The 20,435-nt window shown below is 39.0% G+C and carries 17 protein-coding genes and 3 tRNA genes; 2 read left to right on the plus strand and 18 right to left on the minus strand.

Going from position 1 to position 20,435, the window contains the following annotated elements:
• Position 1: 1 nt before the first annotated feature.
• The 18 genes from proS to PVV64_RS04815 form a co-directional block, all read right to left on the minus strand.
• The gene (gene proS, locus PVV64_RS04730; RefSeq protein WP_273759984.1) at positions 2–1,327 is read right to left on the minus strand and encodes a proline--tRNA ligase; all 1,326 of its coding nucleotides are present in this window, start codon (positions 1,325–1,327) and stop codon (positions 2–4) included.
• Positions 1,328–1,551: 224 nt separating this feature from the next.
• Positions 1,552–3,228 (minus strand): ribonuclease J, encoded by a 1,677-nt coding sequence (locus PVV64_RS04735; RefSeq protein ID WP_273759986.1) that lies wholly within the window; start codon positions 3,226–3,228, stop codon positions 1,552–1,554.
• A gap of 48 nt (positions 3,229–3,276) precedes the next feature.
• A complete protein-coding gene (locus PVV64_RS04740) occupies positions 3,277–4,080 on the minus strand; it encodes a biotin--[acetyl-CoA-carboxylase] ligase (protein ID WP_273759987.1) in 804 nt (267 codons plus the stop codon).
• Between the two features lies 1 nt (position 4,081).
• Positions 4,082–5,536, minus strand: a complete 1,455-nt coding sequence (gene nuoN / locus PVV64_RS04745; protein ID WP_273759988.1) for an NADH-quinone oxidoreductase subunit NuoN — start codon at positions 5,534–5,536, stop codon at positions 4,082–4,084.
• A gap of 16 nt (positions 5,537–5,552) precedes the next feature.
• Positions 5,553–7,022, minus strand: coding sequence for an NADH-quinone oxidoreductase subunit M (locus PVV64_RS04750; RefSeq protein ID WP_273760003.1), 1,470 nt, complete (start codon positions 7,020–7,022; stop codon positions 5,553–5,555).
• Complete coding sequence (gene nuoL / locus PVV64_RS04755) at positions 7,022–8,986, minus strand: NADH-quinone oxidoreductase subunit L (RefSeq protein WP_273760004.1); 1,965 nt, start codon at positions 8,984–8,986, stop codon at positions 7,022–7,024. Before nuoL ends, PVV64_RS04750 begins: the two co-directional genes overlap by 1 nt.
• Before the next feature lie 6 nt (positions 8,987–8,992).
• Positions 8,993–9,301: an NADH-quinone oxidoreductase subunit NuoK gene (nuoK, locus tag PVV64_RS04760; protein WP_004860043.1), complete on the minus strand. Its 309-nt coding sequence runs from the start codon at positions 9,299–9,301 to the stop codon at positions 8,993–8,995.
• Positions 9,302–9,310: 9 nt separating this feature from the next.
• Positions 9,311–9,931 carry an NADH-quinone oxidoreductase subunit J gene (locus PVV64_RS04765; RefSeq protein ID WP_273759990.1) on the minus strand — a complete coding sequence of 207 codons (621 nt, stop codon included), beginning with the start codon at positions 9,929–9,931 and terminating at the stop codon, positions 9,311–9,313.
• 92 nt (positions 9,932–10,023) lie between these two features.
• On the minus strand, positions 10,024–10,515 hold the full coding sequence (gene nuoI, locus PVV64_RS04770; RefSeq protein ID WP_273721347.1) for an NADH-quinone oxidoreductase subunit NuoI: 492 nt from the start codon (positions 10,513–10,515) through the stop codon (positions 10,024–10,026).
• 14 nt (positions 10,516–10,529) lie between these two features.
• Entirely contained in the window at positions 10,530–11,576 is a 1,047-nt protein-coding gene (gene nuoH, locus PVV64_RS04775) for an NADH-quinone oxidoreductase subunit NuoH (RefSeq protein WP_273760005.1), read from the minus strand.
• A gap of 22 nt (positions 11,577–11,598) precedes the next feature.
• Positions 11,599–13,668 carry an NADH-quinone oxidoreductase subunit NuoG gene (nuoG, locus tag PVV64_RS04780; protein ID WP_273759991.1) on the minus strand — a complete coding sequence of 690 codons (2,070 nt, stop codon included), beginning with the start codon at positions 13,666–13,668 and terminating at the stop codon, positions 11,599–11,601.
• A 64-nt stretch (positions 13,669–13,732) separates the two neighbouring features.
• Positions 13,733–15,040 (minus strand): NADH-quinone oxidoreductase subunit NuoF, encoded by a 1,308-nt coding sequence (gene nuoF, locus PVV64_RS04785; RefSeq protein WP_273759992.1) that lies wholly within the window; start codon positions 15,038–15,040, stop codon positions 13,733–13,735.
• A gap of 147 nt (positions 15,041–15,187) precedes the next feature.
• Entirely contained in the window at positions 15,188–15,853 is a 666-nt protein-coding gene (gene nuoE / locus PVV64_RS04790; RefSeq protein ID WP_273759993.1) for an NADH-quinone oxidoreductase subunit NuoE, read from the minus strand.
• Complete coding sequence (locus PVV64_RS04795) at positions 15,853–17,043, minus strand: NADH-quinone oxidoreductase subunit D (protein ID WP_273759995.1); 1,191 nt, start codon at positions 17,041–17,043, stop codon at positions 15,853–15,855. Before PVV64_RS04795 ends, nuoE begins: the two co-directional genes overlap by 1 nt.
• Before the next feature lie 121 nt (positions 17,044–17,164).
• Positions 17,165–17,773: an NADH-quinone oxidoreductase subunit C gene (locus PVV64_RS04800; RefSeq protein ID WP_273760006.1), complete on the minus strand. Its 609-nt coding sequence runs from the start codon at positions 17,771–17,773 to the stop codon at positions 17,165–17,167.
• Between the two features lie 16 nt (positions 17,774–17,789).
• A complete protein-coding gene (locus PVV64_RS04805) occupies positions 17,790–18,371 on the minus strand; it encodes an NADH-quinone oxidoreductase subunit B family protein (protein WP_273759996.1) in 582 nt (193 codons plus the stop codon).
• Positions 18,362–18,727: an NADH-quinone oxidoreductase subunit A gene (locus PVV64_RS04810; protein WP_273759997.1), complete on the minus strand. Its 366-nt coding sequence runs from the start codon at positions 18,725–18,727 to the stop codon at positions 18,362–18,364. The genes PVV64_RS04805 and PVV64_RS04810 overlap by 10 nt, the downstream gene beginning before the upstream one ends.
• Before the next feature lie 312 nt (positions 18,728–19,039).
• Positions 19,040–19,116 (minus strand) — tRNA-Asp (locus tag PVV64_RS04815).
• A 171-nt stretch (positions 19,117–19,287) separates the two neighbouring features.
• Here PVV64_RS04815 and PVV64_RS04820 point away from each other — a divergent pair.
• A tRNA-Val gene (locus PVV64_RS04820) sits at positions 19,288–19,363 on the plus strand.
• 676 nt (positions 19,364–20,039) lie between these two features.
• Positions 20,040–20,129 (plus strand) — tRNA-Ser (locus PVV64_RS04825).
• The last annotated feature ends 306 nt before the right edge of the window (positions 20,130–20,435 follow it).

The following is a 20,435-nucleotide window of genomic DNA, read 5'->3' on the forward strand; positions in this document are numbered from 1 at the left end:
ATCAAACTACAGAAAACTGTTTGAGTACATCTTCAACCGTTAAAGATTCTTTGACACCTGTTTTTCGATCTTTCATTTCAACTTCATTCTGTGCAATGCTTTTAGGTCCAACAATGATTTGTGTTGGCAAACCAATGAGATCCATCGTTGCAAATTTCGACCCAGGACGCTCATTTCTATCATCTAATAATGGATCAAAACCAGCATATTTTAACGCCTGATAGAGAGTTTCACATGCATATGTGCATTTCTCATCATCAGGCTTCATATTGATGATACCCACATCAAACGGAGCAATCGGCTTTGGCCAAATAATACCATTTTCATCATGAGAAGCTTCAATCGCGGCTGCAACAAGACGTGAGGGACCAATACCATAAGATCCCATAGAGACGACATGCTCTTTTCCGTCTTGTCCCATAACCTTTGCTCCCATGGGTGCAGAATATTTCGTACCAAAGTGAAAAATATGCCCTACTTCAATGCCACGCGCTGAAAGACGATTTTGATCAGAAACTCTAGCCCATTCTTCTTCATTATGCATTTCTTCTGTCGCTGCATAAAAAGACGTCCACCGTTTAACAATATCAGCCAAAACAGCTCTATCACTAAAATCGATTGAACTATCTGGAACGGTGAGTTCAAGAAATTGTCTATCACAAAATATCGCACTTTCTCCAGTTTCTGCTAAAATAATAAATTCATGGCTCAGTTCACCACCAATTGGGCCTGTATCAGCACGCATAGGAATTGCCTTTAAGCCAAGTCGAGAAAAAGTACGTAAATAAGCAATAAACATACGATTATAAGATGTTTGAGAACCTTCATAATCAAGATCAAAAGAATAAGCATCTTTCATTAAAAACTCTCGTGAACGCATCACACCAAAACGTGGACGGATTTCATCACGAAACTTCCATTGAATATGATACAAATTAAGCGGAAGATCTTTATAAGAACGAACATAGGAACGGAAAATATCTGTTACCATCTCTTCGTTTGTTGGACCATAAAGTAAATCACGCTTTTGCCGATCTTTCATACGGAGCATTTCCAAACCGTAATCATCATAACGACCACTTTCACGCCAAAGATCTGCAGACTGAATGGTAGGCATTAATATTTCTATCGCACCTGCTCGTTCTTGCTCTTCACGAATAATCTTACAAACTTTATCGAGTACTTTCTTCCCCAAAGGAAGCCAAGAATAAATCCCTGAAGTTTGTTGACGAATCATACCTGCACGTAACATCAATCGATGAGAAACAATTTCTGCTTCCTTAGGATTTTCTTTTAAAAGTGGAAGGAAATATTGAGAAAGACGCATTGAAATAACGAACTCCTAATCAGACCTATCATATGAGAAAAATTTAAAAAGAGTATATACTTATCTATAGCGACATTCTGAATGCTTGCAAACATAACGAACAGATTGTTAAAAAATTTATGAACTCTCTTGCTTCTGATGCTTGCTTCTAGCAATAAAATGATTTGATAATTCCCTTCTCTTTTTCTTCATTAAAAAGAAAAAACCGCAATACTCAAATACTCCTATTTTGATCGATGTAAAAAAACTGTACAGAGAGGCTTTTTTTGCCAAATTTCATAAACAGCCGCTCTCACTGCACGTCGCGCTGCTTCTCGAATGAGGTCATTACTTTTTCGTTTTATGCGTGGGATGCTATAAACTGTATTCTCTACAATATCTAAAAGGATATCTTTCAATTTTTCCCCTTTTCCATTGCTTTCAGGCAAACCGAATGTGGTAAGACCGACATCACCCAATAACTCATGCTTGCTATTCATATGGAGAGAAACAGTAACGTGACCAGCGTAACTTAATTTTCGACGTTCCCGAATTCCTAATTCATCTTCATCTCCAATAAGACAACCATCTTTATAGATACGACCAACAGGAACTTGATCAATAACTTCTACTGGCTCTGGTGCAAGGCGCAGCATATGACCATTTCTTATATCCCTAACAATTTTAATACCTGCTTGACGTGCTAAATCTGCCTGAGCAGTAAGGTGTATTGCCTCACCATGTACAGGAACAAGGATTTGTGGTTTTACCCAATCATACATTTGTAAAAGTTCTAAGCGGCGAGGATGACCAGAAACATGAACAAGAGCATCTTCATTCGTAATCACTTTTATTCCCCTATCGATAAAACGATTTCGTATCTCAAGGATAGCTTTCTCGTTTCCTGGAATACTACGTGACGAATAAATAACAGTATCACCAATAGAAAGTGTAATATTTCTCATTTCACCACGTGAAAGTTTAGCTAGAGCCGCACTCGATTCCCCTTGACTTCCTGTGACGACTAAAACGAGATCTTTCCGTGAAATATACCCATAATCATCTTCTGTCACAAATGGTGCCAAACCATCCATATAACCAAGCTCTTGAGCAACCATAATACTTCGTTTTAGAGAGCGCCCAATAACAAGAACCTTGCGCCCAACGGATTCAGCTGCAAGAGCAATGGAACGTATTCGAGCAATATTAGAGGAAAAAGTTGCAAGTACGACACGCCCTTCAACTTTTGAAAAAACTTCACAGAGGCTTGTCTGAACTTGCTGTTCTGAGGGTGTTAGACCATCCCGACATGCATTCGTAGAATCACAAAGCAATGCCAAAATACCTTTATTGCCTAGAGCACGTAATCGTTTTTCATCCGTTACAGGCCCAAGTGACGGTGTACGATCAATTTTCCAATCGCCCGTATGGATGACAGTGCCTAAAGACGTTGTAATTGCCAAAGAGACAGATTCTGGTATCGAGTGGTTAACGGCTATAGCTTCTAGCGCAAAGGAACCTACTTGAAAACAATCACCAGCTTGAAAAATATTGGGGGAAATTTTATAGGATTCAAAATCTGATTGTCTTTTAGATTCCAATAGTCCTGCCGTAAAAGGCGTACAGTAAAGTGGGACTTTAAGCTTTGGCCATAAATCAAGAACACCGCCATAGTGATCTTCATGAGCATGGGTTAAAACAAGACCACGCACATTGTGTTTTTCACTTTCCAGAAAACGAATATCAGGAAGGATAAGATCTGCTCCTGGTAATTCAGGACCAGCAAAACTAACTCCCATATCAACAAGCAGCCATTCACGGAGATTCTGTGGTCCAAATCCGTAAGCAGCCAGATTCATTCCTATTTCACCTACTCCTCCTAAAGGTAAAAAAACAAATTCATTTTCATTGGCTGAAACCATAGACATCTCCTCAATCATTAAGGCAATCCGACAGTAAAATAAAATTTTTTAATAACGATCTGCATGAACAGAAGCTGCCGAACCAAAATGAACATCTCCAGCTGTTATAATGCTTTTCTCACCATTTTTTTGTTTTATGATGCAGTTAAAGTCACGATCAAGACCATCAAAAATACCTTCGATGATTTTTTCGTCATTCACTATTTTGACATGCTGCCCAAGGTGAGCAGAATATAAAAGCCATTTTTCGCGGATTACATCACATCCTCCAAGCTGTTTCCAAAGAAGATAATTTTTAGCAAAACACTCCGTCAAAACAGTAAATAACTGTTCTCTTTCAATATCCAAACCAATATTCTTTAAGCTTGAAGTGAGATAGGGGGCGTTTTCATAATGATGTTTTACATTTATTCCAATACCAAGAACCAAGGCGTCCTGCATTGATGGCAATTTAAAAATCTCGAGCAAAATTCCTGCACTTTTTGCTCCTCTCAGCAAAATATCATTTGGCCATTTTAAGCTAACGATATCGCTCTTTTGCTTTTCATTTTCTGTAAATTGTTCTATGGTCTCTACCACACTTACTCCAGCAACAAAACCAAGCTGAGCAGCAGTTTGATGAACAATGCCATCAATTAATAAAAGGCTAGAATAAAGATTCCCTTTCGGACTAGACCAAACCCTCCCTCTTCTTGCTCTTCCCTTCGTTTGTTCTTGTGCAACAACCCAAAGATAACCTTTGTGACCAGCTTGCGCTTTCTGTTGTGCAATGAGATTTGTTGAATCAACACTTTCGTATGCTTCAACAGTATATCCTTGTTTTTGTGCAAAATCTGATAAAATATAGACCATATTAAAATAATGCGGCTGCTGCCTTTTCTGCCAATTCCATGAACCAAACTCCAAAAAGCGTATAAAATAAAACAAATAATGCAGAAAGCCCAAGACAAAACTGCAGCTCTTTTGATAACACAACAAAAGATGCTTTTGCATCATCGAACCACATAATTTTGATGACTCGTAAATAATAAAAAGCTCCAACAACAGACGCTATCATCCCAATAACTGCGAGGGGAGTCAGTCCAGCATGAACCGCAGCAGAAAATGTATACCATTTCCCAAAAAAACCAGCCATAGGTGGTATGCTTGCTAGAGAGAAAAGTTGTATTGTCATCACAACAGCCATAAACGGATTCGTCTTTATGAGCCCTGAAAGATCATAAATATTTTCAACATGTCCATTACTCGAGCGCATCCCAAGAATAAAAGCAAATGAACCAAGCGTCATACTAAGATAAATAGTCATATAAAGAATAACACTTTTTATTCCAAGCATATCACCAGAAGCTAAACCAACAAGCGCATATCCCATATGACCAATTGATGAATAAGCCATTAAACGCTTAATATTGCTTTGACCAATTGCAGCAAATGCACCAAGGAGCATCGATGTAATCGCCATGAAGACCAAAATTTGCTGCCATGCAGGCATAGAACCGTCAGTATTCTCCAGTGGAATAAAGGCCGTAACAATCACACGAATAATAAGTGCCATCGCGGCAATTTTAGGAGCTCCAGCAAAAAATGCTGTAATAGGTGTTGGCGCTCCTTCATAAACATCAGGTGTCCACATATGAAATGGAACAGCAGAAATTTTAAAAGCCAAACCCGCTAAAATAAAAACAATTGCAAAAATGACCCCCAATTGTAAGCTTTCACCTTTTAAAGCAATGGCTATTTCGTGAAAACCAATTTGACCAGTAAAGCCATAAAGCAGAGAAATACCATAAAGCAGTAATCCTGAAGATAACGCTCCTAAAACAAAATATTTTATACCAGCTTCAGAAGATTTTACATTATCACGATTGATTGCAGCAAGAACATATAAAGCTAGGGATTGTAATTCCAACCCCATATAAAGTGATAGCATATTACCCGCTGAAATCATCAGCATCATGCCAAGAGTTGCAAAAAGAACCAGCACAGGAAATTCAAATATATTGAACTTTTGAGAACTGATAAAACCAACCGACATAATAACAGCAAAAAGTGCACCAACAAGCGTTAGAATTTTCATATAACGACCAAAAGAGTCAATAATGAGCGCATTGGTTTGAAATAAGCCGCTTTTCGGAAAAACAACAATAATAATAATAGTTGCAACAAGAAGGGCAATGGCTAGACCCGTTACCGTTAAAAAGGAACGCGCACTGGAATAAACACCAATTAAAAGTAATGCAACGCCTCCTAATGCTATGAGAATCTCTGGAAGAATTAATACTAATTGTGCTATTATTTCAGTTTGCATGTGCATTCTTCCCTATCTAGTGCAGTTTATTGATGAGGGCTTCTACGGAAAACGCCGTTGCTTTAAGAAGTGGCGTTGGATAGACACCAAAAAATATTGTAAGAACAACCATTGGATAAAGAATCAATTTCTCTCTTGAAGAAAGATCTATAAGGACTTTTAAATTCTCTTTATCCAAAGAACCAAAAACCACACGCCGATAAAGATAAAGTGCATAGGCAGCCGATAAAATAACGCCAGTTGTAGCAAAAATAACAACCAATTTATTCACTCGAAAAACACCTATTAAGGTTAAGAATTCACCTAAAAATCCTGAGCTACCAGGTAATCCAACATTTGCCATAGTAAAGATTAAGAAAACAACAGCATATTTGGGCATGTTATTCACTAAACCACCAAATGCTGAAATTTCACGTGTATGCAAGCGATCATAAATAACTCCAACACAAAGAAATAAAGCTGCTGAAACAATTCCATGGGATAGCATCTGATAAATAGCTCCTTGGATAGCTTGTTCATTTGCAGCAAAAATCCCCATCGTCACGTACCCCATATGTGCTATTGAGGAATAGGCAATTAACTTTTTTATGTCATTTTGCACAAGTGCAACCAACGATGTATAAATAATAGCGATAAGCGATAAGGTGAAAACTAAAGGTGCAAAATCAGCTGAAGCTATGGGAAACATTGGTAAAGAAAAACGCAGAAAACCATAACCACCTAATTTGAGCAAAACACCAGCCAAAATAACCGAACCTGCCGTTGGTGCTTCCACATGAGCATCAGGGAGCCATGTGTGAACTGGCCACATAGGCATTTTTACTGCAAAAGAAGCGAAAAATGCCAACCATAACCATATTTGCATATGTGCAGGAAATTGATAGTTGAGTAAAGTTGGGATATCGAGTGTTCCAACCTGCCAGTACATAGCCATAAGAGCAACCAGCATCAGAACTGAACCAAGTAAAGTGTATAAGAAAAACTTTATACTTGCATAGACACGACGTGCTCCACCCCAAACACCTATAATAATAAACATTGGGATGAGACTGCCTTCAAAAAACACATAGAACAATATTGCATCAAGAGCGCAAAAAACACCAATAATTGCAACTTCAAGGAGAAGAAAAGCAATCATGTAAGCTTTTAATCTATCTTTCACATTCTCCCAGCTTGCCAAAATACAAAAAGGCAAAAGAAAAGCTGAGAGAACAACAAAAAGAACAGAAATACCATCAACCCCCATATGATAGCTAATGCCACCCCCTAACCAATTGACTTTCTCAACCATTTGAAAATGCGTGTTTGTATAATCAAAACCTGCCCAAATCACTAAGGAAATAATAAAAACAAACACAGTGGTAAAAAATGCTACATTGCGTATATTATGCCGTGCTGTCTCGCTATCATCTTTGATAAACAAAATGAGCAATACACCTACAAGCGGCAAAAATGTAACCGTAGAAAGAATAGGCCAATCGGTCATCAGTTCACGCCCCCGATCATCATCCATGTGATCAGCAATGCAACACCTATCAGCATCGCAAATGCATAGTGATAAAGATAGCCTGTTTGCATCCGAACAACTCTGTTCGTAATATCAACAACACGTGCTGCAATACCATTCGGACCTAGACCATCAATAATTTTCCCGTCCCCCACCTTCCAAAGAAAGAAACTTATTCTGAAAGCAGAACGAACAAACAAAAAGTCATATAATTGATCAAAATACCATTTTTGGTACAGAAAGTTATACATCGCTGGCATAATTCCAGCCAACTTTTTGGGAAGAGACGGAAAAGAAATATAGAATAAATAAGCGATTGTAAATCCAAGAACCATCGCTATAAAGGGCGACCATTTTACCCAATTCAAAACATGATGCGCATCATGAAGAATGTGGTTGTGACTGCTGGTAAATAATGCTCCCTTCCAAAAAGCATCATATAAGTCACCAAAAAAATAAGGCTGAAAAATAACACCGGCAAATATTGCTCCAAGAGATAAAATAAACAGTGGAATCAACATCACTGAGGGAGATTCATGAACATGATGCATAATATCAACTGTAGCGCGTGGTTTACCATGAAATGTCATAAAGATAAGCCGCCATGAGTAAAAACTTGTTAAGAAGGCAGCAAAAACAAGAAGATAGAAAGCATATCCTGAAGCAATATTATGTGATGCAAAAGCAGACTCTATAATCGCATCCTTGGAAAAAAAACCAGCCGTCCCAAAAACTGTTCCTGGAATTCCAACCCCTGTTAAGGCAATGGTGCCTATCATCATCATCCAATAAGTTATCTTTATATGCTTGCGTAACCCACCCATTTTTCGCATATCTTGTTCATCGGAGACAGCGTGAATGACAGAGCCCGCACCAAGAAACAAAAGAGCTTTAAAAAAAGCATGCGTAAAAAGATGAAAAACAGCTGCCCCATAAGCTCCAACACCAAGAGCGACAAACATATAACCAAGTTGTGAACATGTAGAATAAGCAATGACACGTTTAATATCATTCTGCACTAACCCCACCGTTGCTGCAAAAAATGCTGTCGTGGCTCCAACAATAACAATCACAGTCAAAGCAATTGAAGAAAGTTCAAAAATGGGCGACATACGCGCTACCATAAAGACACCAGCCGTTACCATTGTCGCTGCATGAATAAGCGCTGAGACAGGCGTTGGCCCCTCCATGGCATCAGGGAGCCATGTATGTAAAAGAAATTGTGCCGATTTTCCCATTGCACCAATAAATAACAAGAGACAAGTAACAGTAATGGCCGTTTGTCCATCAAACTGCCAACCTAAAAACGTCACATTTTGTACGAAGCTATCGTCTGCCGCTTTGGCAAAAATAGAATTAAAATCAACCGATTGAAATAAAACAAAAATACTAAAGATTCCTAATAGAAAACCAAAATCTCCAACACGATTAACCACAAAAGCTTTCATCGCAGCTTTATTAGCAGAATCCCTCTGAAACCAAAAACCAATGAGCAAATAAGACGCAAGCCCCACACCTTCCCAGCCAAAAAACATCTGCAGTAAGTTATTGGATGTCACCAACATCAGCATCATAAATGTAAAGAGAGAAAGATAAGAGAAAAAACGAGATCTTGAAGGATCATGGTGCATATAACCAATCGAATAAATATGCACTAATGCCGAAACACTGTTCACAACAATAAGCATAACAGCTGTTAATGTATCAATATGGAGAGCCCAATCAAAATTTAAACCACCAACATCAAGCCAATGCAATACCAAGACATCAACCACTGGACTATGACCAAGTGCAATCTTTAAAAAAGCAACCCATGACAGTGCAGCAACAATTACCATAAAGCTGCATGTTATCAATTCACTCGGGCGATCTCCTATAGTTTTTCCACCTAGTGAAGCAATTAAAAAGCCCAAAAGTGGAAGAAAGACAATCGTATAATACATCACTGGTTAGCCTTTCATTACATTAACATCTTCAACTGCAATAGAACCACGATTACGGAAGAAAACAACAAGAATTGCCAAACCAATTGCAGCTTCAGCAGCTGCTACTGTTAAGATAAATAAGGCAAATATCTGCCCCACAAGATCATGAAGAAATGCTGAAAATGCAACAAAATTGAGATTAACTGAAAGCAATATAAGCTCAATGGACATCAAGATAATAATGACATTCTTTCTGTTGAGAAAAATACCAGCAATACCGATTGTAAACATCAAAGCAGAAACGATGAGATAATGTGTAATATCGATGTGCATAGCCCCCCCTTAAATGCCCTTGCCTGATTCAACTTTTTTGATTTCAATTGCACTTTCTACTGTCCGAGAAACTTGCACTGCTATAGATTGCCGCTTTACACCTGACTTATGGCGCAGTGTTAAAACAATTGCACCAATCATTGCAATTAATAAAATGATTCCAGCTGTTTGAAAATAGAAAACATAATCTGTATAAATGATATCACCTAATGCCTGTGTATTTGTTCGCTGTGCTAAATCTGGCATTGGCTGGGTAATGTGTGTTTTAAGAACTGGAGAAAAATGGCTACTGACAAAAACGACAATTAATTCTACAGCAACAATGCCCCCAACAAGAGCTCCAATAGGAGCATACCGAAGCGCACCACTTTTTAACTCAGCGAAATCAACATCAAGCATCATAACGACAAATAAGAATAAAACAGCTACAGCACCAACATAAACAACGAGGAGAATCAGTCCCAAAAATTCTGCCCCTGCAAGCAAAAACAAAGCTGCAGCATTAAAAAATGCCAATATTAAAAATAAAACAGAATGCACAGGATTTCGTGCAGTTACAACAATAACCGCACTTGCAAGCATAATAAAAGCAAATAAATAGAAAAATGCCGCTGCTAGATCTGTTAGCATAGGCTTCTCCTTATTAACTACAAAATTGGTACAAAATTTTATACCAGATTACAATTTATCGGAAAAATTATCCGACACCTCAAATGATGCACTTAACGATAAGGCGCATCTATCAATATATTGCGAGCAATTTCTCGCTCCCAGCGATCTCCATTCATTAAAAGCTTTTCTTTATCATAGTAAAGTTCTTCTCGCGTTTCTGTGGCGAATTCAAAATTTGGTCCTTCTACAATAGCTTCAACTGGACAAGCTTCTTGACAAAAACCACAGTAAATACACTTCACCATATCTATATCATAACGAACGGTTCTACGCGTACCGTCATTACGCCTCGGCCCTGCTTCAATGGTAATCGCTTGTGCGGGACAAATTGCTTCACACAATTTACAAGCAATACAACGTTCTTCACCATTTGGATAACGACGTAGCGCATGTTCTCCTCGAAAACGCTCAGAAACAAAACCCTTTTCATAAGGATAATTAATCGTAGGCTTTGGTGCAAAAAACTGACGCATGGCTAAGAAAAAAGCACTCACAAATTCTAATAAAAGGAGTGACTTTGCTGCCTGAAAAAGACCTGACATCGTAAAAACTCCTCTTAAGCAAAACCAGTATACTTTAAAAACGCAGCAGTTATGACAACCATTGCTAGTGAGAGAGGAAGAAAAACCTTCCAACCAAGCCGCATGAGTTGGTCATAGCGATAACGTGGCACAAACGCCTTGACCATAGCAAACCAAAAAAATACAAAGCAAACTTTTAAAACAAACCAAATAACACCAGGAACCCAATTAAGCCACCAAACATTTAAAGGAGGCAACCAACCACCTAAAAATAAAATAGTTGTTAATGCACACATTAAAACAATAGCAACATATTCTCCAAGAAAAAAGAGCATGTAAGGCGTTGAAGAATATTCAACCATGTGGCCAGCAACAAGCTCAGATTCTGCTTCTACTAAATCAAAGGGAGGGCGATTTGTCTCGGCAAGTGCGGAAATGAAAAAGATAATAAACATCGGAAAAAGAACAAGCCAATTCCAATCAAGAAAACTGTTAAAAGGAAGACCAAGAGCCGTTCCAAACCCATGAGTTTGTTGATAAACAATGGTTGTGAGATCCAGTGAACCACTTATTAAAATGACTGTTACAAGTACAAAACCAATGGAAACCTCATAAGAAACCATCTGTGCTGCTGAACGAAGAGCTCCTAAGAAAGGGTATTTGGAATTGGATGCCCATCCTCCCATAATAACGCCATACACTTCAAGAGATGAAATAGCTAAGATATAAAGCAAACCAACATTAATATGTGCAATCTCCCAACCCTCATTAACGGGGATAACGGCCCACGTTGACAAAGCAAGTGTTGCCGAAACAAACGGTGCCAAAAGAAAAACACCCTTATTCGCACCAGCAGGGATAATAGGCTCCTTAACAACAAATTTAATTAAATCTGCAAAAGACTGCAACAATCCCCACGGACCAACAACATTTGGACCACGCCGTAATTGCACCGCCGCCCAAATTTTTCTATCCGCGTAAAGAAGATAAGCAACTAAAACCAAGAGAACAACCAAAAGGAGAAGTGTTTTGCCAACGATAATGAGTAATGGTAATAGCCAAGTCATAAAGAAATCATACATCATTATTCTTTTCCCTCTGCCCCTACTCTACAGCTTGCGTGGCACGATTTTTCGCAAGAGATGAACATTCAGCCATAACTGCAGAAGCACGCGCTATCGGATTTGTCAAATAAAAGTCCCTAACCATAGAAGTAAATGCTTGCCGTTCCAGAGCAATCATATGTGAACCAAGCGCTTTAAGATTATCTATATCAGAAGGTATGATATCATCAATGGCACAAAGATGCGGATAATCATTAAAGAGTTTCTGTCTTAACTGAGAAAGGGAATCAAATGGAAGCTTTTTCCCTAAAATATCCGATAAAGCACGTAAAATTGCCCAATCTTCTTTCGCCTCACCTGGAGCAAAACCAGCCCGATTCGTCATTTGCACACGTCCTTCTGTATTCACATAAAGTCCTGATTTTTCAGTATAAGCTGATGCTGGCAAAATAACATCAGCAGCATGTGCACCATTATCACCGTGGCTACCAATATAAATTGTAAACGCTTTTACATTGGCTAGTTCTACTTCATCAGCACCAAGTAAAAATAAAACTTCACAGGTTTTAAGAATATTTGCAACCCCAAGCTCAGAAGTAAAACCAATGTCCAATCCCCCAACCGTTGATGCTGCATTGTGAAGAACTGCAAAGCCATTCCATTCCTGGCTCAGAGCTCCAACACTATCAGCTAATTTGGCAAGATTTTTTACAATAGCTAAACCTTCTTTACCTGAAACAGCCCCCTCCCCAATCAGGATAAGCGGCCTTTTCGCTTCTTTTAAGACATTAAAATACGCATCTTCTCCACGAATAAGCGCACTCAATGCATCAGTACCAGCTCCAAGATAAGAATAAGGATACCGTAAGTCGACTTTCTCACCAATTAAAGCGATGGGAAACTGTCCCATCCGTTGACGCTTTAAAATACGCGCATTTAAAACAGCCGCTTCATGGCGCGGATTAGAGCCCACGATAAGCAATGCGTCAGCCTGTTCAATACCTGCAATCGTTGGATTAAAAATATAACTTGAACGTCCTAATTCAGAAGATAAAGCCATTCCTCTTTGACGACAATCAAAGATGTTAGACCCTAGTGAAATGAGTAATTTTTTAAGTGCATACATTTCTTCAATGGAGGCAAGATCTCCTGCAATTGCCCCTATTTTTTCTGGCAAGGTTTTAGAAAGCACCATTTTAATTTTTTCAAACGCTTCTGTCCAACTTACAGGTTGAAGTTTTCCATCTTTGCGTACATATGGCCTATCAAGGCGCTGTGTACGTAACCCATCCCAAATAAAACGCGTCTTATCAGAAATCCACTCCTCATTTACATCTTCATTTGTCCGCGGCATAATCCGCATGACTTCACGACCACGGCTATCAATGCGGATTGCACTCCCAAGTGCATCCATGACATCAATCGATTCTGTTTTACTCAATTCCCAAGGACGTGCATGAAATGCATAAGGTTTTGAAGTTAAAGCTCCAACGGGACAAAGATCAATAACATTGCCTTGCAACTCAGACGTCATGGCTTTTTCAAGATATGTCGTAATTTCAGCATCTTCACCACGACCGATCAATCCAAGTTCAGAAATACCTGCTACTTCTGTCGTAAAACGAACACAACGTGTGCAATGAATGCAGCGTGTCATAACAGTTTTTACAAGTGGTCCAATATATTTATCTTCTACAGCACGCTTATTTTCTGTATATCGAGAGCAATCACGTCCATAGAGCATTGCTTGATCTTGAAGATCACATTCCCCGCCCTGATCACAGACAGGACAATCCAAAGGATGGTTGATGAGAAGAAACTCCATCACACCTTCACGTGCTTTTTTTACCATCTCTGTATTGGTAAAAATTTCTGGCGCCTCACCATTAGGCCCTGATCGTAAATCACGAACACCCATAGCACAAGATGCTTGAGGTTTTGGAGGTCCCCCCTTAACCTCAATCAAGCACATGCGACAATTTCCAGCAATTGACAAAGTTTCATGAAAACAAAAACGTGGCACTTCAGCACCAGCAGCTTCAGCAGCTTGAAGCAACGTGTAGTAATCAGGGACTTCAATCTCTTTACCATCAACTTTGATATTTATCATCACTCATCCAGCCTGCGGATAATCCACTTAAATTTGTATTCATTGCTTTATAAAACAAAAACCTCTATCCAACCGCTTCTAAAGCAGGATTTTTTCTTTGCACGACATTTCGCGTATAATCATCAATTCTACGCTCAATTTCTGGACGAAAATTACGTATCAAACCCTGTATAGGCCATGCAGCTGCATCACCAAGAGCGCAAATAGTATGTCCTTCTACTTGTTTAGATACCTCAAACAAAAGGTCAATCTCGCGCTTTTGCGCTCTTCCTTCAACCATACGCCCTAAAAGACGCATCATCCACCCCGTACCTTCACGACACGGTGTACACTGACCACAGCTTTCATGCTTGAAGAAAGCAGCTATACGCCAAATTGCTTTAATAATATCAGTTGATTTATCCATAACAATGACACCCCCAGTGCCAAAAGAAGATCCTACATCACGCATTCCATCAAAATCCATGATCGCATCAACCATATCCTCTCCACGAACAACTGGACAAGAAGCACCTCCTGGAATAACTGCTAAAAGATTATTCCACCCACCACGAATACCGCCTGTATGTTTTTCAATTAACTCACGAAAAGAAACACCAAGAGCTTCTTCAAATGTACAAGGCGCATTGACATGCCCTGAAACCATAAACAATTTCGTTCCAACGTTATTTGCACGTCCAATCGAGGAAAACCAAGAAGCCCCCCGACGCAAAATCGTTGGAACAACGGCGATAGATTCCACATTGTTGACGGTCGTTGGACATCCATAAATTCCCATATTCGCAGGAAATGGTGGCTTAAGTCGCGGTTGACCCTTTTTTCCTTCAAGGCTCTCAAGAAGAGCCGTTTCTTCACCACAAATATAAGCTCCCGCACCATGATGAATAATAATATCGCATGCATGTCCATATTTCGTTTTTTTGCCAAGTAAACCTGCACTATAACATTCATCAACAGCAGCTTGCAGCGCTTCACGCTCACGAATATATTCACCGCGAATATAAATAAAAGCAACATTTGCTCCCATGGCAAAAGTAGCAATTGCACATCCTTCAATGAGAGTATGGGGATCATGGCGTAAAATATCACGGTCTTTACATGTTCCAGGCTCTGACTCATCCGCGTTTACAACCAAATAATGAGGACGACCATCACTTTGTTTGGGCATAAATGACCATTTCATTCCAGTAGGGAAACCCGCACCACCACGCCCACGCAAACCTGATGCCTTCACCTCATCAATGATCCAGTCACGGCCTTTTTCAATAATCGCCTTGGTCCCATCCCAATGCCCGCGCGACATTGCAGCTTTTAGTGATTTATCTTTTAAACCATAAATATTGGTGAAAATGCGATCCTTATCAGCTAGCATACCCCACCTTTTTTTCTATTACCCGTAGCATTTTTAGCTTTTCCTCAAACGCAATTCTTAAATATTTTTTCAAAAATTTTTATTTTTCATCAAATGTCTCTGCAATGAATAAAACAATAAAATATCTTTTATCAGAAAAAATATTTATTATGCTTCCATTCCTTCTTTATCCTTTTTCTTTGAAGATTTCAGCGACTTCTTTTCTTCATCAATAAGGGAAGTTAAACCACTAATCGGCTCCGATGATTGACGGCTATTTTGTGGACCAACCGCTATCTCAGAACCTTTTCCCGCTTCAAATGCATCAATAATTTCTTCAAGACGTTCAGCTGTAAGATCTTCATAAGTATCTTTAAAAATCATAACCATGGGAGCATTAACACAAGCACCAAGACACTCTACCTCTTCCCATGATAATGTTCCATCCGGATTGGTGACAAAAGGATCATGATGAATTTTCTTCTGACAAACTTTAATCAATTCATCAGATCCACGTAACATACAGGGCGTTGTTCCACAAACTTGAATATGTGCTTTTGTCCCAACGGGTTTGAGTTGAAACTGAGTATAAAAAGTTGCAACTTCTAGAACACGAATGTAAGCCATGGAAAGAATCTGAGCAATATGCTCAATCGCAGCACGTGTCACCCAGCCATCTTGCTCTTGAGCGCGCATGAGCAATGGAATAACAGCAGACTGCTCACGCCCGACAGGATATTTTTCTATAGTATTTTTCACCCATATCTGATTTTCTTTTGTAAAAGAAAACTCTCTAGGCTGATAGATATCATCTGCAAGACGGCGTACGGACATTAGCGATCAACCTCCCCAAAAACAATATCAATCGAACCTAAAATAGCGGTAGCATCCGCCAACATATGCCCTCTGGTTAAAAAATCCATAGCTTGAAGATGAGCAAAACCAGGAGCACGCAACTTGACACGATAAGGTTTATTCGTACCATCAGAAACAAGATAAACTCCAAACTCACCCTTTGGAGCTTCCACAGCAGCATATACCTCACCAGGAGGGGTGTGAAAACCTTCAGTATAAAGTTTAAAATGATGAATAAGCGCCTCCATCGAACTTTTCATTTCGCTCCGCTTGGGGGGCACAATTTTACGATCTAAACTCGAAACTGGTCCATTTTTTTCAGTACTAAGCAAGCGATCTACGCATTGGCGCATAATTTTTGCTGATTGACGCATCTCTTCCATACGAATCAAATAACGATCATAACAATCACTATTCTTACCTACAGGAATATCAAATTCCATTTCATCATAACACTCATAAGGTTGGCTCTTCCGCAAATCCCATGCTACACCGGCTCCACGAATCATAACCCCAGAAAAACCACGCGCCCAAGCCTCATCAATACTCACAACTCCAATATCTACATTACGCTGCTTAAAAATCCGATTTGGCGTTATAAGTGCATCAAGCTTACCAAGAGCAACAAGAAACGGATCAATAAAATTACCAATATCTTCAATTAAAGACTCTGGTAAATCTTGGTGTACACCACCAGGGCGAAAATAATTGGCATGAAGACGTGCGCCACACGCACGCTCATAAAAAATCATCAATCTTTCACGTTGTTCAAATCCCCAAAGTGGTGGTGTCAGAGCACCAACATCCATTGCCTGCGTTGTTACATTCAGTAAATGATTAAGAATACGCCCAATTTCAGAAAACAAAACACGTATTAACTGCCCTCTTTTTGGAACTTCGACGCCCAACAATTTCTCAATAGCAAGTACAAAAGCATGCTCTTGATTCATAGGAGCAACATAATCTAAACGATCCAAATAAGGGCCCGCTTGAAGATAGGTTTTTGTTTCCATTAATTTTTCGGTACCGCGATGCAACAATCCAATATGCGGATCCACACGCTCAACAACTTCACCGTCCAATTCCAGAACCATGCGCAAAACCCCATGCGCTGCAGGATGCTGCGGTCCAAAATTGATATTAAAGTTCCGAACATTGACCTCAGCCACAATCAACCCCTTGCTTTTCTAAAAAACTTCATATCAAATATTAATAAAAACGCTCATTATACTAAGAACTCGGTTATTCTAAGAATTGATACTCTCATCTTAAGCCTTACCTGCTTCAATATCATTTATTGACATTCCCTTTTTCATCACATGGTAAAACATGTTGCCCTCCTTCCCAAGGAGAAAGAAAGTCGAAACTGCGCATCTCTTGGCGTAAAACAACCGGCTCATAAATCACTCTCTTTACCTCATTATCATAACGACATTCAACAAATCCAGTTACAGGAAAGTCTTTGCGCAAAGGATGCCCCTCGAAACCATAATCCGTTAAAATCCGCCTTAAATCAGGATGCCCTGAAAATAAAATTCCATACATATCATATGTTTCACGCTCATACCACTCTGCCCCAGGGTAAATAGAACATGCAGAGGCAACGGGAGTATTTTCATCAGTACGCACTTTAACACGCAAGCGCAAATTCTCGCGAGGAGACAAGAGCTGGTAAGAAACATCAAAACGTTTATCACGAAATGGATAATCAACACCGCTAATATCTGTAATATTAATAAACTGACAGCGCGAATCATCACGAACAAACATTAAAACGTCTGTAATTGCATCAAGACGCGATACAATAGTCAATTCACCAAATGCCAAGACGGTTTCTTCAAGCTTATCGCCTAATCTGTTTTTCAAATAGATAGCAAGTTCAACCAATGTTTCATTCATCATCACAATGAAGCCTCTATCGCTCTATAGAACCAGTACGACGAATTTTTTTCTGTAACAATAATATACCGTACAGCAACGCCTCCGCCGTAGGAGGACACCCTGGAACATAAATATCCACAGGCACAATACGATCACAGCCACGTACAACTGAATAAGAATAATGATAATATCCCCCACCATTTGCACACGATCCCATAGAGATCACATAACGCGGCTCTGGCATTTGATCGTAGACTTTTCTTAAAGCCGGTGCCATCTTATTTGTGAGAGTGCCCGCGACAACCATCACATCTGATTGGCGGGGTGAAGCACGTGGGGCATATCCAAAACGCTCATTATCGTAATGAGGCATGGAACACTGCATCATTTCAACAGCACAACAAGCCAAACCAAAGCTCATCCACATGAGAGAACCGGTACGCGCCCAAGTGATCAAGGCATCTGCCGAGGTAACTAAAAACCCTTTATCTGATAATTCAGCATTTACATCACGAAAGAATTCGTCATCAGCACCTATCAACTTGCCCGTATTGGGATCAATAACCCCTTTTGGCTTTGGAGCAATCATCATTGAATTGTTAGATATTAATCCCATTCAAGAGCTCCTTTTTTCCATTCATATATAAATCCGATAGTTAAAAGTGCTAAAAACACAATCATTGACCAAAAGCCGAACATCCCTATCGAACTAAACGAAACTGCCCAAGGAAAAAGAAAAGCAACTTCAAGATCAAAAATAATAAATAAAATTGATACTAAATAAAAACGAATATCAAACTTCATGCGCGCATCATCAAATGAATTAAACCCGCATTCATAAGCCGATAATTTTTCTGGATCGGGAGAACGATAAGCCACAATATAAGGTATAATTAAAAGAACCCCCGCAATAACCGCTGAAACAATGATAAAGATCAAAACCGGTAAATAAGAGCTCAATAAATGAGTCATAATCTTCTTCCACCTTAAACGAAATGATATGAATTAACGTAATCACTCCACATTATTAAATCAAATAGAAATTATTAACTGCTCTGTTAATCCCGCTCAGATAGTTTTCATGACATGTTGGGCGGTACTTTTCTTATCAGCATAGGTAACGCAGAGCAAAAAAAGACGCAAGCCTTATTCTTATAAAGCACATAAAAAGAAGAAAAATCTCTATTTTAAAGAGTATCCTAAAGCCAACACTTTATGGCTATATATTCTGCATACGAAAGCGTTTTACTTAATAAAACAGGAATTAATAAAGAAACTTAGAAATGGCGCGAGTGACGGGGCTCGAACCCGCGACCTCCGGCGTGACAGGCCAGCACTCTAACCAACTGAGCTACACTCGCACATCTCAAACCAATTCACGATTGGTATAAGCGGTCGTGTAAGGGGTTCATTCGTTGATGTCAAGCAGAGTTGTGCATTTTTTTTAAAAAATCGTCAAACATCATCTTTATTCTTGCGTTTACATTTTTTTTTCCTTAAAGAGTGCTTATTCGATTGCTGATCATTGCATTGGGCGATTAGCTCAGCTGGTAGAGCGCCTCGTTTACACCGAGGATGTCGGGAGTTCGAGTCTCTCATCGCCCACCATTGCATTTTATATCATAAATAAGTTATTGATTTTTCATATGTTTTTTAGGGTTAGGGGTGCTAGAATAAAGGTGCGGGAATAAGATTTTCCAATATGATTCTATAAAGCGTTCCTTTTTATTAGCTTTTCTTGTAATGCTTTGAACTTGCAAAATTCCACTATAAAAATTTTGCAGTGTTCTAAGAAGTGTGCCATAAAATTTTAAAACCAAAAGAATCAGAAGTTTTTATGGCAAAAGATTTGCCAGAAATTTTTCCCTAACCTAAATTGTATTACTTTATGACTTTGTTTTTTATTCCAATAAATATAGATTTCCGCTAATTTCTAGACAAAAATAAAAACACTCAAGGTAGTGCTAGTTTATTTGCAATATTCAATAAGTATTTATAATGATGAATATGAAGTTTGTATAAAATTTCATCCAATACTCTTTTGAAAAAAGTCTCTTCAAAATTTCAATCGACGATGAGAGATGAAATTTCGCTATAGATATCATATTTCTTGCGACTTTTTTGCAAGTGCTCACATTAAGACGAGATTTAGTATAATTCTCAAAAAAAGGATATTCTAGAATTTATTTCGAGTGGTATTCAAGCAATTTTATTAAAAACGTTTAGAAATGCATTTAAATGATTGACCTTTGGCAAGAACTTTGTAAAAAGACGTATTTGTTTTGGAGGGGTGGCCGAGCGGTTTAAGGCACCGGTCTTGAAAACCGGCGTGCAGGAGACTGTACCGTGGGTTCGAATCCCACCCCCTCCGCCACAACATTTTTCCCACCCTATAACTTATTGACTTCATAGGTGTTTTTTAAGGTTCGGGATATTAGAATAAAAGTAAGGGAATAGGATTCTTAATGTACCTCTCAATTATTGTGAATTAGAACTTCTTTTCGAGGTCTTTTTTTTGCTATTTCTCTAACTCTTCGTGATCCATTTTTTCACGTGTGAGAGACTATTTTCTAGCGCCTCCATAAAACGAGCTAAATCGATTACAAACATGAAGACAATAAGGGCAATCCACTTCATAAAGCGTGACATCATCTTTATACCTTGGTACGTCTCTATCATC

The sequence above is a fragment of the Bartonella sp. ML70XJBT.G genome, assembly GCF_028618575.1.
Lineage (GTDB): Bacteria > Pseudomonadota > Alphaproteobacteria > Rhizobiales > Rhizobiaceae > Bartonella.

Coding starts and splice junctions, on each gene's coding strand:
- PVV64_RS04810 (WP_273759997.1), bottom strand. CDS start 18,727: ATGACTCATTTATTGAGCTCTTATTTACCGGTTTTGATCTTTATCATT.
- nuoL (WP_273760004.1), bottom strand. CDS start 8,986: ATGTATTATACGATTGTCTTTCTTCCACTTTTGGGCTTTTTAATTGCT.
- PVV64_RS04765 (WP_273759990.1), bottom strand. CDS start 9,931: ATGCTAACAGATCTAGCAGCGGCATTTTTCTATTTATTTGCTTTTATT.
- PVV64_RS04805 (WP_273759996.1), bottom strand. CDS start 18,371: ATGGGATTAATATCTAACAATTCAATGATGATTGCTCCAAAGCCAAAA.
- nuoH (WP_273760005.1), bottom strand. CDS start 11,576: ATGTATGATTTCTTTATGACTTGGCTATTACCATTACTCATTATCGTT.
- PVV64_RS04800 (WP_273760006.1), bottom strand. CDS start 17,773: ATGAATGAAACATTGGTTGAACTTGCTATCTATTTGAAAAACAGATTA.
- PVV64_RS04740 (WP_273759987.1), bottom strand. CDS start 4,080: ATGGTCTATATTTTATCAGATTTTGCACAAAAACAAGGATATACTGTT.
- PVV64_RS04735 (WP_273759986.1), bottom strand. CDS start 3,228: ATGGTTTCAGCCAATGAAAATGAATTTGTTTTTTTACCTTTAGGAGGA.
- nuoI (WP_273721347.1), bottom strand. CDS start 10,515: ATGTCAGGTCTTTTTCAGGCAGCAAAGTCACTCCTTTTATTAGAATTT.
- nuoG (WP_273759991.1), bottom strand. CDS start 13,668: ATGATAAATATCAAAGTTGATGGTAAAGAGATTGAAGTCCCTGATTAC.
- nuoF (WP_273759992.1), bottom strand. CDS start 15,040: ATGCTAGCTGATAAGGATCGCATTTTCACCAATATTTATGGTTTAAAA.
- PVV64_RS04750 (WP_273760003.1), bottom strand. CDS start 7,022: ATGACCGATTGGCCTATTCTTTCTACGGTTACATTTTTGCCGCTTGTA.
- nuoK (WP_004860043.1), bottom strand. CDS start 9,301: ATGCACATCGATATTACACATTATCTCATCGTTTCTGCTTTGATGTTT.
- proS (WP_273759984.1), bottom strand. CDS start 1,327: ATGCGTCTTTCTCAATATTTCCTTCCACTTTTAAAAGAAAATCCTAAG.
- nuoN (WP_273759988.1), bottom strand. CDS start 5,536: ATGCAAACTGAAATAATAGCACAATTAGTATTAATTCTTCCAGAGATT.
- nuoE (WP_273759993.1), bottom strand. CDS start 15,853: ATGTCCGTACGCCGTCTTGCAGATGATATCTATCAGCCTAGAGAGTTT.